We start from the raw sequence: 17157 nt of genomic DNA, 5'->3' as shown, positions 1-17157 counted from the left end.
CCAAATAAAAAGGAGATAAATCACTTTATCTCCTTTATTTAGTCGTTAATTATTTACCCTGCATTGCTGCGCTCATGATTAACATAAACAGCACGCCTTGCACCTGCTCTTCAGGAATCACTTGACCATTAAGTTTGAGTTCGCCTTTTTCGAGCACTAGGGCAAGCGTCACATTTTTATCGTTATTCACCACAATATTTTGTGCCGCCGCTTGTTTAGCTTGCTCTTCAATTTTCTCTTTAATCAACGCTTTATCTTCTTTTGGAGAAAATTGTGTCAGGATTTTTTCTGCTGTCGCTTTATCTACATGAATATGCACTGCAAAATCCGTAAATTGTTTATATAAGCTCCCTTTCATTAAATCAAATTTCGGATCTTTCGCTAACGCCACATTTAAATCTAATGACACTTTACCTTGATTATCTGAAATTGACACAGGGTTGAGTTTAAGTTGAGGCTGATTATTAAAAATAGCCATACCATGATTTTCAACCCATGAACTTAAAATTTCAGATACCACTTCATCATTCACATTTTTATCATCTCTGACTGACTTAAAGACAGTGAAAACAGCTTCAATTAACGCATTTGCTGCATTTGCTTCAATATGATTTAACTCGCTATTGTTAGTTAATTTCCCTAACTCTTTTCCATCTAACACGAATGAATCTACTGTACTTTCACTTTTGAAGTTTACAAAATCACCATTAAGTGAAAAATCAGAGGTCGCTTTTAAACCTTTTTCAATAAGAGAGGTCGTTTTCCCAGCATAATCCGTGCTCGTCATTTCGAAGCTTTCAGTTGTATAAGAACCTTTCCCCGTATAAATATAAGCCCATTTTGTAGGGTTGAATGAAGCATCTAATTTCATGCCCTTCATCTTTGTTTTTACTGATTTAACTGCAGTAGCGTCCTGGCTATCTTCCCCATCTGCACTGCTAGGGCCTAAATCAGCAGTCACTTCGTCTAAGGTCATGTCATATTTACCTGCTCGATCTTTATCTACATCGAAACCAATGTTGATATTTGACCATGAGATCTTATTTTGCGGTGAGTGAGGATCTGTCATTTCCCCTGCTGCTAATTCAACTTTACCTTTTGTTGCTAAGCTATAGCTAGTCGAAGCTTGATATTGAACAGGTTTATCTGATTTAAGAAAATCAAATAACGGCTGAGTTGTTTCATTTTTACCAATCACACCTTGTGCAGAAAACATTGTTGGTACAAAGTTGAATTTTTCTAGCTGATTAAGTGGAAATGGACCGTGATAAAGCTTGGTTGAAAGTGGAATTGTAAATACTTGTCCTTCTTTTGGTAAAGAAATAACCACTTCATCTTCCACTTGAGAGGTAAAGAAACTGCGATCAAATTGCTTATTTTTATAAACAAGATTCACTGAATCTGACAAACCTAAACTTTGTAATTTTTGGTTCGCTAATTCAATTTGGCGTAAATATTCAGTTTGTGCTTTTTCACCAGTAAACCATGCACCACCGACGCCGACAACACCAAGGGCTACAATGACACCTAATGCTACAGTTGATTTTTTCATTTTGATTCCTTTGCTAACTAATAGATGATTAAAATTGCGGGCAATTTATCACAAATTACAATTTTTTTCTTATTTTTCAAAAATAATTTTATATCCCCCCCTTGAACTTCTCATCTCTGGACTTATTTTGTAAAACAAGAACGGAAATGACCGCACTTTAAAAGGAAGAAAAAATTTTAAATCTTGCCTCTTGAAATGCGAAAAAGTATCCACATCTTATTCATCGTAACAATTTACAACGAATTTAAAATTTAATTAGGAGTAACAACATGGGAAAAATTATTGGTATTGACTTAGGTACAACAAACTCTTGTGTCGCTGTAATGGATGGTGATAAACCACGCGTAATTGAAAACGCAGAAGGCGATCGTACTACCCCGTCAATTATCGCTTATACAAATGATAACGAAATTTTAGTGGGTCAACCGGCAAAACGCCAAGCAGTGACCAACCCGAAAAATACATTATTCGCAATCAAACGTTTAATCGGTCGTCGTTTTGAAGATGCTGAAGTAAAACGTGATATCAGCATTATGCCATTTGAAATCACCAAAGCAGACAATGGTGATGCATGGGTAAATGTAAAAGGTGACAAACTTGCACCACCACAAATCTCTGCAGAAGTATTGAAAAAAATGAAGAAAACTGCAGAAGACTTCTTAGGTGAGCCAGTGACTGAAGCAGTAATCACTGTTCCTGCATACTTTAACGATGCTCAACGTCAAGCAACAAAAGATGCCGGTCGTATCGCAGGCTTAGAAGTTAAACGTATTATCAACGAACCAACAGCAGCTGCATTAGCTTACGGTTTAGATAAAGGTCAAGGCAACAAAACTATCGCTGTATATGACTTAGGTGGTGGTACATTCGACTTATCTATCATCGAAATTGATGAAGTAGGTGGCGAAAAAACCTTCGAAGTATTAGCAACCAACGGTGATACTCACTTAGGTGGTGAAGACTTCGATAACCGTGTAATCAACTACTTAGTGGATGAGTTCAAAAAAGAACAAGGCGTTGATTTACGTAATGACCCACTTGCAATGCAACGTTTAAAAGAAGCGGGTGAAAAAGCGAAAATTGAACTTTCTTCTGCACAACAAACTGATGTGAACTTACCTTACATCACTGCAGATGCAACAGGTCCTAAACACTTAAACATTAAATTAACTCGTGCTAAATTAGAATCTTTAGTAGAAGATTTAGTGGCTAAATCACTTGAACCTGTAAAAGTTGCATTAAACGATGCTGGCTTAAGTGCATCACAAATTGATGATGTTATCCTAGTGGGCGGTCAAACCCGTATGCCATTAGTACAACAAAAAGTAGAAGAATTCTTCGGTAAAGCACCTCGTAAAGATGTGAACCCGGATGAAGCCGTTGCTATCGGTGCAGCAGTTCAAGGTGGTGTATTAGCGGGTGATGTAACTGATGTATTATTGTTAGACGTAACACCGTTATCTTTAGGTATCGAAACCATGGGTGGTGTGATGACTACCTTAATTGAGAAAAATACGACGATTCCAACTAAAAAATCGCAAGTGTTCTCAACAGCAGAAGATAACCAAAGTGCAGTAACCATTCACGTGTTACAAGGTGAACGTAAACAAGCATCAGCGAATAAATCGTTAGGTCAATTCAACCTTGAAGGCATTAACCCAGCTCCACGCGGTATGCCACAAATTGAAGTAACCTTCGACATCGACGCTGACGGTATCATCCACGTTTCTGCGAAAGATAAAGGTACTGGTAAAGAACAACAAATCACCATTAAAGCCTCTTCAGGTTTAAGTGATGAAGAAATTCAAAAAATGGTTCGTGATGCAGAAGCAAACGCTGAAGCAGACCGTAAATTTGAAGAATTAGTACAAGCTCGCAACCAAGCAGATCATCTTGTACACAGCACACGTAAACAATTAGAAGAAGCAGGTGACAAAGTTCCAGCTGAAGATCGTGCAGCAATTGAAAGCGCATTAAGCAATTTAGAAACTGCAGCGAAAGGCGAAGATAAAGCAGCAATCGAAGCTAAACTTCAAGCGCTTGCAGAAGTTGCGCAAAAACTTGTTCAAGCGGCTCAACCACAAGCTGATGCACAACAAGCTCAAAGCAACAGCAAACCAAATGATGATGTTGTTGATGCTGAGTTTGAAGAAGTGAAAGACAACAAATAATTTCACTTTAACCTAAATCAAAGGGCGTAGCGATACGCCCTTTTGGCATATTCATTAAATGTCATTTTTCCTGACTTTATTTAAAAAAGTGAAGTCAGGAAAAATAAACCCGGAGGATAAATGGCGTTAAAACTCTACCCAATCGTACAACAACGCTTAAATAACAACATAGCAAATGAGATAATCTCAACCCTTTGGCAAAACAATCTTGATAAACTACCACAAGGTCACTGTTGTTATGGCATCTATTTTAATTATGCTACGAATCACCTAGCAGACTATGATTTTGCGATTGCAAGTGAAGTAGTATTAGAGACAGATATTCCGGTGATTAAAATTGAAGATTTGAGTTTCTACGAAGTTTTTCGTTGCAAAGTAAATGAAATTTATCAAACATGGCAACTAATCTGGAAAAAAGAACAACAAGGTTTACTTAAGCGGGCTTATTCGGTGGATTTTGAAAAATACCACTCTGATGGTTTGGTAGAAATTTATATCGCTGTTGTACCACATTGCTAAACTCAAAGTGCATAAAATTTTATAAAAAACGACCGCACTTTATCCCCAAAACAAACACAACCAAAGGAAAAAACAATGAAATTCGAAACGAAATGCCTCCATGCTGGCTATAGCCCTAAAAACGCTGAGCCACGTGTTCAACCTATCGTACAAAGCACGACTTATACCTACGATTCTGCAGAAGAAATTGGCAAGCTATTTGATTTACAAGCTGCAGGTTATTTCTATACTCGCCTAGCAAACCCAACGACAAATGCTGCGGAAGAAAAAATTACGGTACTTGAAGGTGGCGTTGCAACAATGTGTACTGCGTCTGGTCAATCTGCGGTTTTCTATGCGATGTTGAATATTTTAGAAGCCGGCGATCATTTTATTTCCTCTTCTTATGTGTATGGAGGTACTTACAATTTATTTGCCCATACATTCAAAAAAATGGGCATTGAAGTGAGTTTTGTGGATCAAGACTTACCACTTGAAGAACTCAAAAAAGCGATTCGTCCAAATACAAAAGCTATTTTTGCTGAAACTATTGCTAACCCTGCTTTACGAGTATTAGATATTGAAAAATTTGCTGCCTTAGCGAAAGCTGCAGAGGCGCCATTATTAATTGATAACACTTTTGCCACCCCCTATTTTTGTCGCCCAATCGAATTTGGCGCAAACGTGGTCATTCACAGCACATCTAAATATTTAGATGGTCATGCTATTGCCTTAGGTGGCTCCATTACTGATGGCGGTAACTTTAATTGGAATAACGGCAAATATCCGCAATTAAGCACGCCAGACCAAACTTATCATGGTTTAGTTTATACAGAAGCCTTTAGTCCTGCAGCTTATATTGTCAAAGCGCGTGTTCAATTAATGCGTGATTTAGGTGCTACACCAGCACCACAAAATAGTTTCTTATTAAATGTAGGTATGGAAACCCTTGCACTTCGCATGCAACGTCATTATGAAAATGCACAGGCTGTAGCCGAGTTTTTAGAAAAACATCCGCAAGTCGTTAAAGTGAATTATCCTGGCTTACCAAGCTCGCCAGATTACGCACTCAAACAAAAATACTTACCGAACGGTTTGTGTGGCGTCATTTCCTTTGAAATTAAAGGTGACAAAGAAACTGCGGCAAAATGGTTAAACGCATTGCAAATGACCTCTCGTGAAGTACACGTAGCCGATATTCGTACTTGTGCATTACATCCAGCGACTTCAACGCACCGCCAATTAAGTGAAGCTGAATTAGAAAAAGCGGGGATTTCTGCAGGACTTATTCGCCTTTCTTGCGGTATTGAAAATATTCAAGATATTTTAGCTGACTTAGAGCAAGCATTCGCAGCAGCAAAATAAGTCATAAATTAACGAATTTACCCTTGATATTTCTGACTTCGACATTATTTTTATTCTTAGGTATGTTGTTAACTCAATACCATACAATAACAAAATAAAATTTTTTAAATTTATATTTTTAAACGGAAAACGAAAACATTATGGCAAAGAAAGATTATTACGACGTTCTTGGTGTTGAACGTGGCGCAGATGAAAAAGCAATTAAACGTGCTTACAAAAAACTCGCCATGCAATATCACCCTGATAGAACCAAAGGTGATAAAGCCAAAGAAGAAAAATTTAAAGAAATCCAAGAAGCCTATGAAATTTTAGGTGATAAAGAAAAGCGTGCTGCTTACGATCAATACGGCCATGCAGCCTTTGAACAAGGCGGTATGGGAGGCGGTGGCTTCGGTGGCGGATTCAGCGGCGCTGATTTCGGTGATATTTTTGGAGATATGTTCGGTGATATCTTCGGCGGTGGCGGACGCGGTCGTCAGCGTGTAGTACGCGGTGAAGATTTACGTTATGACATCCAAATTACGTTAGAAGAAGCCGTAAAAGGTACAACCAAAGATATCCAGATTAATACCCTTGCTCACTGTGATAGCTGCGATGGTACTGGCGCAGAAAAAGGATCAAAAGTTGAGACATGCCCAAGCTGTCATGGTTCAGGTCGTATTCGTCGTCAGCAAGGTTTCTTTGTAACTGAAGCGGTTTGTCCTACTTGTCATGGTTCTGGTAAGAAAATTGAAAAACCATGTAAAAGCTGCCATGGCGAAGGTCGTGTTCACAAGAAGAAAAACCTTTCCGTTAAAATCCCTGCAGGTGTAGATACAGGCAACCAATTACGTTTAAGCGGTGAAGGTGCAGCGGGCGAAAATGGTGCTCCAGCAGGTGATTTATATGTGGTTATTCACGTTAAAGAACATCATATCTTTGAACGTGATGGCAATAACCTCTACTGCGAAGTGCCAATCAGTTTCTCAATGGCTGCGTTAGGTGGTGAAATTGAAGTTCCAACCTTAGACGGTAAAGTGAAACTCAAAATCCCTGCTGAAACCCAAACCGGCAAACTCTTCCGTATGCGTGGTAAAGGGGTGAGCTCTACTCGTAGCGGCTACGCAGGCGATCTCATTTGTCGCGTAGTGATTGAAACACCGGTGAACTTAAATAAAGAACAAAAAGAATTATTAGAAAAACTGGAAGAAAGTTTGAAAGGACAAAAGTCGCATAGTCCGAAATCTTCAAGCTTTTTAGACGGTGTGAAGAAATTCTTTGATAACTTAGGTAAGTAAACCTAAACAAAAAGTGCGGTCAATTTTAAAACTGTTTTGAAATTGACCGCACTTTTACTTTATACGACTGAAATCGCTTTTATTTGCACATAAACCTCCATGCCTTGAGCGAAATGCAATTCATTAAACGCCCATTTACTGATACTTGCCCAAACTTTATGCCCTTCCACCAACACCGCAATATCAATGCGATTCTCTTGCGGAATGATTTGTACAATTTGCCCACGTAAGATATTACGAATACTCGTTTGCTCTGGCTTGCTGAGAGTGAGCGATACATCGGAACTATAAATACAGACACGCACTTTTTCATTCGCTTGATGATGCACTTCATTAATCCAAAGCTGTTGTTCGCCCAAAGAAAGTGCGGTCATTTTATAGGTTGGATTATGTAAATATACTGGCAATGCCAACACACTACTCTGCTCCGATTCACCTTTCCAAGGGACAAATAACGGGCTGTTCCAGACATTTTCTAAGGTGTCGTAGGCTTTCACTTTACCGTTTTCCATCAGCACCACGCGATCGGCCAAACGTAATAATTCGTCCAAACTGTGCGTCACATATAAAATCGGCACATTAATTTCTTTGGATAGACTTTCCAAATATTGCATGAGCTCACGTTTACGAGGCACATCTAAAGCAGAAAGCGGTTCATCCATCAATAAAATATCAGGATCTGTTAATAAGGCTCGCCCAATCGCCACACGTTGTTTTTCGCCTCCCGATAAAGTAAGCGGATAGCGTTTGAGTAACGGTTCGATACCAAGGAGCTGAACGATATAGTCAAAATCTTCACGGCTGACATGCTTCATGCCATAACGCAAATTACCTTTGACATTATAATGAGGAAATAAACGCGCATCTTGGAATACATAGCCGATTTTACGCTGATGTACGGGAAGATTCTCACTGTTCTCCACATCCACCAAAGTGCGGTCATTTAAACGAATAAATCCTTGATCGGGATGAGTTAAACCACTCACTAAATTAATCAATGAGGTTTTACCCGAACCTGACAAACCAAAAATAGCCGTCACACCTTGAGTTGGCAATTGCAGATCCGCACGTAAGGTCAGGCGACCTAATTGTTGTTGTACATTAATGTGTAGCATCGCCTTGCCCCAATTTTTTCTGCATCCGTTTGCTTAAGGCTTCGGAAAGCAATAAAGAAATTAATGAAAGGATCACCGCAAACAAACAAAGGCGTGCAGTTTGTGCTTCTGCGCCCGGTGTTTGGATAAATGAATACATCGCTAAAGGAATGGTTTGGGTTTCCCCTGCAATATTGGAAACGAAAGTAATGGTTGCACCAAATTCCCCTAAAGAGCGAGCAAAACCTAATACTAAACCCGCCAATACACCAGGTAAAGAAAGAGGCAACGTGATTGTAAAAAAGACTCGCCAAGGCGAAGCACCAAGCGTTTGTGCAGCTTGCTCTAATTTAAAATCAATGCTTTCCAAGGAAAGACGAATCGCCCGCACGACTAATGGAAATGCTACCACCGCGGAAGCTAATACCGCACCCTTCCAACTAAAGCCAAAGGATACACCAAACCATTGATATAAATACTTACCGATAAAACCGTTACGCCCCATGGCGACTAATAATAAATAACCAATTACCACTGGCGGTAACACCAAAGGCAGATGAATAATTCCTGTAATCAGTGACTTACCGTAGAATTCCTTACGAGCCAGTAACCAAGCGATAAAAATCGCAAAAGGCAAACTCCAAAGCATAGAACTCAATGCGACACTCATACTTAAGTGAATCGCATCCCATTCCATCGGGCTTAATTGAAACCAAGAGAGCAAAATATTTCCTTGTGTATATATCGATATGACGAAATTTCTTTAGAGATAACAAAAAGGACAGTTTCCTGTCCTTTCTTTATAAAGTCTGAGCTCATTATTTCACAGAGAAACCATATTCAACAAATATTTTTTTCGCTGCACTTGATTCTAAGTAATTAAGGAAATCACGGGTATCTGCATTGTCATGATCTTTTAAAATCGCAACCGGATATTCAACTGGTTTATAGCTGTCTTTCGGGAATACGCCGACTGCTTTCACGTCTTTACTCACTTTCGCATCAGTGCTATACACGATACCATAAGGGGCTTCAGCGCGTTCAACTAAGGCTAATGCACCACGCACGTCTTTCGCACGCGCTAATTTATCTTTGACTTGATCCCATAAATTTAATTTGGTTAATGACTCTTCAGCATATTGTCCTGCCGGAACATGTGCAGGATCACCCACAGATAAATAGCTGTCTTTTAAGCCTTTAATCCATTCACCTTTGGCAATATCCACTGAATTAGCTGCACTTTTAGCCGGTGCAATTAATACTAATTCATTACCCGCTAATACTTTTTCCGTTTCTTTTACGGTGAGATTTTTATCTGATAAATATTTCATCCATTTGTTGCTAGCTGAAATAAATAAGTCTGCAGGTGCACCTTCTTCAACTTGTTTGGCAAGGGTTGAAGAAGAAGCAAAAGAGAAAACGACGGTATTATTTGGCTTTTCAGTTTGGTATTGATCCGCAATTTGTTGTAACGCATCAGTCATTGAAGCTGCAGCAAATACAGTCACTTTTGCTGATGCAGCAAAAGATACCCCCATACCCGCAATTAAAAGTGCGGTTGCAAATTTAGTTAATTTCATTATTTATCTCCTATATAAATGAAACTATATATAAAAAAATATACTGCGGATAAATTATAACTTGAATTTTTAAATAAGCATACAGAAAAACTTAAAGATCAAGTAAAATAAACAGAATTGTGTATTAGGAGGAGATGATGAAACAAACTGAAATTTTACTGACGATCAAACTTCATCAAGAATTATTTATTGATCCAAAACGAGTTCGCCTCTTAAAAGAAATTAAAGAATGTGGCTCAATCAACCAAGCGGCTAAAAACGCTAAAGTGAGCTATAAAAGTGCTTGGGATCACCTTGAGGCAATGAATAAAATCAGCCCCAAACCGCTTTTAGAACGTAATATCGGTGGGAAAAATGGGGGTGGCACTTCATTAACTACTTATGCTGAGCGTTTGCTGCAGCTTTATGATTTACTCGAACAAACACAAGAGCACGCGTTCCATATTCTGCAAGATGAGACGATCCCGTTAAACAGCCTGCTTTCAGCAACAGCAAAATTCTCCTTACAAAGTAGCGCTCGCAATCAATTTTTCGGTAAAGTGGCAAGCCAACATATTGTGGATTCCCGCTGCATTGTTGCAGTAAACATTCAGGATTTAGCTTATCCATTACATGTTTCAATCACAATGCGCAGCGCTGAGCGCCTCAGACTCATTACTGAAAAAGAAGTGATGGTCATGTTTAAAGCCCCTTGGGTGAAAATTAGCGCCACCCCATTAGAAGAAAAAAATAACCTTTTCCAAGCGACGATTCTTTCTATGCAGAATGAAGAAGCGATTTTGCAAATAAAGGACAGCTCAATTGAATTTTGTGCGAGTATTCATAGCAAAGATGGTTGGAAAGTGGGACAAGATGTGTGGTTACACGTGGATCCTGAACAGATCATTTTAGCAACATTGAAGTAATCTTAGAAACAAAAAGTGCGGTCAAAATTAACCGCACTTTTTTATTTTCGCTTATAACGCGATCTCATCAATCGAACGCCCAAAACTTGGCAAAAAGACCTGTAAAAAATAATCCATTTCTTGGCTGTGCCATTGTTCCATTAAATTTTCTAAGCGTTTTTTCGCTGTTTTAAATTCGTGGTTACCATGCTCTAATTCAAATTGAGCTTTGATATAGGCACAAATCAAATCTGCTTGTTTTACTATATGCTTTTCTTCCGGGCTAAATTGCTCACTATCTAAATATGGTGCAAAACTATCTTGTAATTCTGTCGGGAGCAAACTAATTAAATGCAATTCTGCAGCCGCTTCAATGTCTTTGTAAGCATGAGTGATTTCAGAATTGAAATACTTAATTGGGGTTGGCAGATCACCCGTAAAAATTTCAGAGGTATCATGATACATCGCCATCACCGCAATACGCTCAGGATTTACTTCCCCACCAAAAAATTGATTTTTAATAATGGCTAAGGCTTGTGCTACAAAGGCAACTTGCAGGCTATGCTCTGCTAAGTTTTCCTTTTCAATATTGCGCATCAATGACCAACGCTGAATTAAGCGAAGACGATCTAAACAGGCAAAAAAGTGACTGGTTTTAACTTCCACGATATGTCCTTAGTTAGATGGTAACTCTTCAATAACCACAGGAAGATCAATCACTTTACCTAAGCGAGAAACAGTAACAATGACTTCTGTATTCGGTTTAGTATCACTAATAATTTGCATCATTTCACGAATAGATAAGTTATCTTGTTTATTTAAACGTAAAATCACATCCCCCACTTGGATGCCTGCTTTAGCGGCAGGACTATTCGCTGTCACACCGGTAATCACAATACCACCGTTTGAGTTAGCAGTGATTTCACTTTGTACCCCAAAATAACCACGAATCACGCGGCCATCGCGAATAATTTTATATAACACATCATTAGCAATACTAATTGGAATCGCAAAATTCAGACCTTCCGCAATTTCATTGGCTGTTTTACCAATACTTAACGTGCTGATACCTACTAATTCGCCAGCAGAGTTAATCAACGCACCACCTGAGTTACCACGGTTAATTGATGCATCGGTTTGAATAAAGTTTTGACGACCTAAAGAATCGCCTACGGCACTGCGTCCTACCGCACTGATAATCCCTTGGGAAACACTTTGACCAAGGTTATACGGGTTACCAATAGCCAAAGCAATATCACCAACTCGTACTTGGCGTTCTTTATTTTGTGGAATCGTCGAAAGATTGGTTGCTTTAATTTTTAATACCGCAAGATCTGTCAAATTGTCTGAGCCAATTAAATTGGCTTCATAAATATTGCCATTTTGCAACGCTACCACAATTTGATCGGCATTTTGAATAACGTGTTTATTGGTAAGAATATAACCGTCTTTGGTCATAATCACGCCAGAACCTAAGTTATTTACCTGTAATTGATCGCTATCATTAATACTGGCAGAAGAAAAAGATCGGTTGTACACATTCACCACAGCAGGAGAAGCAATTCTCACGGCGCTATTGAACGAAACGATATCATCAGCAGAGAAAAGGCTGCTGTTATTGAGCTTAGGAACGGCAAATAAAATAACACCTGCCGCAGCAAGCCCCCAAAGGGCGGAGTGGAAAAGTTTTTTTAACATTTTTTATTCTTTTATTAATAAGTTAGGTAAATAACTAAGTTTTAAATCATCCCCAATTCTTTCACATTCTTGCAGTTGCCACAATGGGGCATCAGCAAGTTTTTCCAAATGCGGAAGTTGGCATAATCCTCGAGCTTTATCTCCCAAGAGTTTCGGGGCGACATAAATGATTAATTCATCTACAGCATGTTGTTCAATCAAGCTACCCGCTAAATTGGCACCGGCTTCAACCCAAACAGAATTCACTTGTTTCTTGCCTAATTCTGTCATCAACATATCGAAATCATAGTTTTCTGGCAGTAACATTTGCTCACAGAAATCAGGGAATACAGACATATCTCGTGGAATTGAACCCACAAGCCAAACTGGCGAATGGGTATGGAATAATTGATGGCTTGGTTGAACTCGATTTTTAGAATCTAAGATCACACGAATAGGCTGACGCACAGTATCTTCAGCATATTCTGCTTTTAAATCATCGGGGAATTGATTCCAACGCACGTTCAAGCTTGGATCATCGGCTAACACGGTGGCACTTGTTGATAAAAGTGCGGTCGCTTTGGCTCGCATTTTTTGTACATCCGCACGGGCTGCGTCACCTGTGATCCACTTGCTTTCACCACTCGCCATGGCTGTTCGACCATCTAAACTCATGGCTAATTTTAGCTGCACATAAGGCTTGCCAGTTCGCATGCGTTTGAGAAAACCTTTATTTAAGGCTTCAGCTTGTTCATTCAATAAATTGACCGCACTTGGTATGCCTGCATCAGCTAACATTTTTAAGCCCTTGCCTGCCACTTGCGGATTAGGATCTGCCATGGCGGCAACAACTCGACTGACACCCGCTTCAATTAAACCTAATGCACAAGGTGGTGTGCGACCATAATGAGAACAAGGTTCAAGTGTCACATACGCAGTTGCGCCTTTAGCTTTCTCACCGGCATCTGCCAACGCCACACGTTCTGCATGAGGCTGACCGGCTTTAAAATGAAACCCTTTCCCGACAATTTCACCGCATTTAACTAACACACATCCTACGGAGGGGTTAGGTGCGGTGGTGTACTGCCCTTTTGCCGCAAGCTCAAGAGCCAGTTGCATAAATTTCACGTCATCAGGGGAAAAGGTGTCACTCATATTAATCCTTTAAGCTTTCAATCTCTTTGGTGAATTCATTGATATTATCAAAGCTCAAATAAACAGACGCAAAACGGATATACGCCACTTTATCTAATTCTTTCAGCTCATTCATGGCTAATTTGCCCACGAGATGACTTGGCACTTCGCGCTCACCTGTCGCACGTAATTGGATAATAATATGGCTGATGGCTTTTTCCACATCATCCGAACTTACAGGGCGTTTTTCTAACGCATGTTGAATACCGCTACGCAATTTATCTTCGTTAAACGGCTCGCGTGACCCATCATTTTTAATAATTTTTGGCACCACTAATTCGGCCGTTTCAAAGGTGGTAAAGCGTTCATGACAATTCCCGCATTCCCGACGACGACGCACTTGATACCCATCAGAAACCAAACGGCTGTCAATCACCTTAGTTTCTTCAGTTGAACAAAACGGACAACGCATTTTAGCTCCTTTTCAAAATGATTCTTAAGTTAACATCTTATCAAAAATCCAAGATCTTTTCGATCTGAAGATCCGCGTTAAGACAACATTTCTCCAAACCAGGATGTGGTTTGTTTCACCAACTGCAAGAGACCATCCTGCGATTTAAGTTGTTCTGTTTGACCCAATACCCTTGTCCAATAAGGATCGGCTTTTCTATAACTATAGCTATCATCTTTCGCAAGGGATTCGATATTCGTTAAAACATTGTCAAAATTGACCGCACTTTCATCTTTTTCAATAAACTTCGCTATATTTTCCGTTGGAATGAGCTGAATTTGTTGCTGGCTTTGTAAATAAGCCTCAACATACATTTTCAATTTCTCAAGTGCGGTTGATTTTTCTATTGTTTTTAATGTTAAATCCTTATCTTTAGCGATAATACGTGGTGGCAGTGCGTTCTCTTTTGTCGCCAGTTGAATGAGATAATAGAGCCATGGGCGAATACGATAACGCTCTTTATATTTTGCAAATCGCCATTCGATTATCTGATTTTCATCGCCAAATAATGGCTCCATATAGCCAAACAAGCGAATACTGCCTTGTGCCGTTTCCACCACAAAATCAACACTCTCACTGTGGGGTGAAGAATAATCCTTAATTTTCTCTTTAAAAGCCAATACATCAGCACGAATGGATTGCGCACAAACTTCCGCAAACTCGCCGCGTGGCATGATGCCTTTTACTCGCTGTTTGGCGAAATAATCGTTAAATTTCGCTTCCTCTAAATGCAATAACTCATTACTAATGCGATAATGATCCAAACCATTTAACGTAAAGTTTTCACTTTCTTCAATGCGATCATCTTCATCTCGGAAATATACGCCAAGCTGCTTTTCAAAAAAGAATTTCACTGGATTTTCAACAAAACTCACAAAACGATCGAGTTCAATTTCCGTTATTGGCTCTTGATTTTCTGCCATCGGCACAACAAATTCATGACATTTTCGTTCTTGGAATTGCGCAATCGGTAGCCATTTTTTTGCAAAAGAGCGGTTAATTTTCCCTTCATTTTGGAAATTACTTGGGCTAAACGCCGTCATTGGATGTTGTTCAATTCTCAAGCCATTGTCTGAATAATGATTAATATAATCAATTAACTGGCTCACCAATACTGAAGGCTCTTTGGGTTGATTATCAATAATTGAACAACCCACATAACTCACATAAAAATGAGATCTTGCGGCCAGCAAGGCTTCAAGGAATAAGTAACGATCATCATCTCGACGAACACGATCGCCTTTTTGATGATGATATTGCATCAAGTCAAAACTATTTGGTGTATGACTGCGTGGGTAATCTGCCTCATTCATCCCAAGCAAACACACCACTTTGAAAGGAATAGAACGCATTGGTAAAAGCGTGCAGAAATTCACTTTCCCCGCTAAGAAGCGAAGGCTATTTGGTGTTTCTTCTAAACATGCAGACATCACTTCCGCAATTACATCCGCTTGCAAGGTTTCTTCAAAATTGACAGTCTGCAAATCATCGGCAAAGGCATTGATACAATCTTGAATATAAAATAAGGTATCCGCAGTTTCTTCATTTTGCACAAAGAAATCCGTCAAAAGTGCGGTCAATTTTTCACGCCATTTTTCAATATTGTGTGCCTTTTGCAAATCTTGATGCCATTTATTTAGAGCTGTAAAAAATTGATTCACCGCACCGACTAACTGCCCTTTCAATCCATAGCTACTGTCAAGTCCAAGACTGTCTTGCCAAACACCTTGCTCTTCACGCATCGCATAACCTAAAGTCATACGTTCAAGTCCAGCCTGCCACGCATTAAAATTCAGTGTGTTCTGCAGTTTTTCTAAACCAAAGCGAATACCCGACTCTTTCACCCATTCACGGATTTGTTCAAGATCTGCAAGGGCAATATTAAAACGTTCACGAATAGCGGGAATATCCAATAAAGCCAGTACTTCTTCCGCGCCAAACTGACTTTCTCTTAAATTTAGCAGGGAAAGATAGCTCGACACGATCACATCACTTTCAGACAATTTACTGTCAGAAATTGAGAATGGAATAGTAGGTGCATCCGCACTATTCGCACCAAAGACAGCCTGAATATAAGGCGTATATTGGTTAATATCAGCCACCATGACCACCACATCTTTTGGTGTAATCTGTTCTTCTTTTGGTTTATGCTGATTTTGATTGAATAAATCCAACAAATAATCATGCAGCACTTCAACTTCTCGCATCGCGCTATGGCAAGATTTCACGACCAAAGAGCGGTCATTTTTCTCTACATTTAATGCACCATGGCTTAACGTCAAAATTTGATTTTGGATCTGCCCTAACAACGTTTTTTCGGGAAGTTCTGCATAGTAATCACGAGAAATAGCTTGAATATTTTCCTCATCTCGCACTAATTGATAGAGAAAATCCCGTCCCATTTTTCCCCAAGAGGCTAAAAGTGGATTTCCACTGAACAATTCTTCTTGTTGATTGGTGTAATCAAGGTCGGTGGGTTCCCATGACACTTGCTCGGCTGAAATTAAAGGCTTCACATCATCACTTGCTTGCACGAAACGCTGTCTTTCTAATAAATAAGATTTACTCAGATCTCGCAAGTCGCCCCAGTATTCTTGACATGGATTATTAAAGAATAAATGCACATCTGTTTTAGCTGAAATACCTTGGAAAATATTGAGATAAACTGTTGGCAATGCTGGAATACCAAAAATAAAAATACGTTCTGGTAAGTTGAGTGTCGCATTGGGATCACGACATAATGCTAAAAATTGTTGATTGAGTGCAGCACGATGTTTTGCTTTTCCACCGAAATCACGTTGAACATCATCCACCAAGGCTCGCCATAAAATTCCCTGCCAGTGAATATTGCCTTTAATTTGAGAAAGAAAGGTAGGATTTAATGCCGAAAGCTCCTGCTTTTGCTGATTAATTTGAGCCAAGATCTTTTCATCGTTATTTTCTTCCCATGCGGCAATCCATTCGGGACGATAGACGAGATATTGGTCAAATAAATCGGCAACTTTTAGGCTTAATTGATAAAGTTTTTGCTGTTCTGATGCAGGTGAAGACGCTAAATATTTTTTTAATGGTTCAAATTCTTTTTGCTGTAAAAAAGTAGGGATTAATCGCATTAATCGCCATAACGTTGAATCTTTTTCAAAAGGGTTTTGCGTAGAAACATTCGGCAAATTATCGGCGTAAAGTTTCCAAATAAAACTGGAAGGCATGGGGAATTGAAAATTCGCTGCAACACCGCGTTTTTTCGCAATTTCCATTTGTAACCATTGTGCCATACCAGGGCTTTGCACCAACACAATGTCAGATTGAAACGGATCATCTTGCGGTAAATTTTCCAACAGCGAAACTAAAATATCTTTTTGAATTTCTGGTTGGTTTGAATAATAAGTAACGAACAAAGTAACGCCCTTTTGA

At 39.3% G+C, this 17157-nt stretch carries 14 protein-coding genes; 5 read left to right on the top strand and 9 right to left on the bottom strand.

From position 1 onward, the window contains the following. Positions 1–49: 49 nt before the first annotated feature. Positions 50–1552: a YdgA family protein gene (locus ADA56_RS09130; protein WP_049370244.1), complete on the bottom strand. Its 1503-nt coding sequence runs from the start codon at positions 1550–1552 to the stop codon at positions 50–52. A gap of 269 nt (positions 1553–1821) precedes the next feature. Between ADA56_RS09130 and dnaK the strand changes: the two genes are divergently transcribed. From dnaK to dnaJ, 4 genes are all read left to right on the top strand, one after another. Then, positions 1822–3723 (top strand): molecular chaperone DnaK, encoded by a 1902-nt coding sequence (gene dnaK, locus ADA56_RS09125; RefSeq protein ID WP_049370243.1) that lies wholly within the window; start codon positions 1822–1824, stop codon positions 3721–3723. A 120-nt stretch (positions 3724–3843) separates the two neighbouring features. Further along, positions 3844–4242, top strand: a complete 399-nt coding sequence (locus tag ADA56_RS09120; protein ID WP_014065655.1) for a GyrI-like domain-containing protein — start codon at positions 3844–3846, stop codon at positions 4240–4242. 75 nt (positions 4243–4317) lie between these two features. Further along, positions 4318–5586 carry an O-acetylhomoserine aminocarboxypropyltransferase/cysteine synthase family protein gene (locus tag ADA56_RS09115; protein ID WP_049370242.1) on the top strand — a complete coding sequence of 423 codons (1269 nt, stop codon included), beginning with the start codon at positions 4318–4320 and terminating at the stop codon, positions 5584–5586. A gap of 140 nt (positions 5587–5726) precedes the next feature. Then, complete coding sequence (gene dnaJ / locus ADA56_RS09110) at positions 5727–6863, top strand: molecular chaperone DnaJ (RefSeq protein ID WP_049370241.1); 1137 nt, start codon at positions 5727–5729, stop codon at positions 6861–6863. Positions 6864–6922: 59 nt separating this feature from the next. Here the strand turns inward: dnaJ and modC are convergent, their stop codons facing one another. The 3 genes from modC to modA form a co-directional block, all read right to left on the bottom strand. Beyond that, on the bottom strand, positions 6923–7978 hold the full coding sequence (gene modC, locus ADA56_RS09105) for a molybdenum ABC transporter ATP-binding protein ModC (protein WP_049370240.1): 1056 nt from the start codon (positions 7976–7978) through the stop codon (positions 6923–6925). Beyond that, positions 7965–8681 carry a molybdate ABC transporter permease subunit gene (gene modB, locus ADA56_RS09100; protein ID WP_258172058.1) on the bottom strand — a complete coding sequence of 239 codons (717 nt, stop codon included), beginning with the start codon at positions 8679–8681 and terminating at the stop codon, positions 7965–7967. Before modB ends, modC begins: the two co-directional genes overlap by 14 nt. Positions 8682–8775: 94 nt before the next feature. After that, positions 8776–9540, bottom strand: coding sequence for a molybdate ABC transporter substrate-binding protein (modA, locus tag ADA56_RS09095; protein ID WP_049384477.1), 765 nt, complete (start codon positions 9538–9540; stop codon positions 8776–8778). A 134-nt stretch (positions 9541–9674) separates the two neighbouring features. Between modA and ADA56_RS09090 the strand changes: the two genes are divergently transcribed. Continuing rightward, positions 9675–10442 (top strand): TOBE domain-containing protein, encoded by a 768-nt coding sequence (locus tag ADA56_RS09090; protein WP_049370237.1) that lies wholly within the window; start codon positions 9675–9677, stop codon positions 10440–10442. A gap of 51 nt (positions 10443–10493) precedes the next feature. Here the strand turns inward: ADA56_RS09090 and yfbR are convergent, their stop codons facing one another. The 5 genes from yfbR to recC all read right to left on the bottom strand — a co-directional run bounded on the left by yfbR (position 10494) and on the right by recC (position 17141). After that, the gene (gene yfbR, locus ADA56_RS09085) at positions 10494–11090 is read right to left on the bottom strand and encodes a 5'-deoxynucleotidase (protein ID WP_049370236.1); all 597 of its coding nucleotides are present in this window, start codon (positions 11088–11090) and stop codon (positions 10494–10496) included. A gap of 6 nt (positions 11091–11096) precedes the next feature. Continuing rightward, positions 11097–12119: an outer membrane-stress sensor serine endopeptidase DegS gene (gene degS, locus ADA56_RS09080; protein ID WP_049370235.1), complete on the bottom strand. Its 1023-nt coding sequence runs from the start codon at positions 12117–12119 to the stop codon at positions 11097–11099. Between the two features lie 3 nt (positions 12120–12122). Next, on the bottom strand, positions 12123–13253 hold the full coding sequence (gene ribD, locus ADA56_RS09075; RefSeq protein ID WP_049370234.1) for a bifunctional diaminohydroxyphosphoribosylaminopyrimidine deaminase/5-amino-6-(5-phosphoribosylamino)uracil reductase RibD: 1131 nt from the start codon (positions 13251–13253) through the stop codon (positions 12123–12125). Position 13254: 1 nt separating this feature from the next. Continuing rightward, positions 13255–13704, bottom strand: coding sequence for a transcriptional regulator NrdR (nrdR, locus tag ADA56_RS09070; RefSeq protein WP_005695670.1), 450 nt, complete (start codon positions 13702–13704; stop codon positions 13255–13257). A gap of 77 nt (positions 13705–13781) precedes the next feature. Continuing rightward, positions 13782–17141, bottom strand: coding sequence for an exodeoxyribonuclease V subunit gamma (gene recC, locus ADA56_RS09065; protein WP_049370233.1), 3360 nt, complete (start codon positions 17139–17141; stop codon positions 13782–13784). Positions 17142–17157 lie beyond the last annotated feature (16 nt).

This window comes from Parahaemophilus parainfluenzae, from assembly GCF_001055095.1.
GTDB classification, from domain to species: Bacteria; Pseudomonadota; Gammaproteobacteria; order Enterobacterales; family Pasteurellaceae; genus Haemophilus_D; species Haemophilus_D parainfluenzae_Z.
This window is presented reverse-complemented; position numbering and strand designations above follow the sequence as displayed.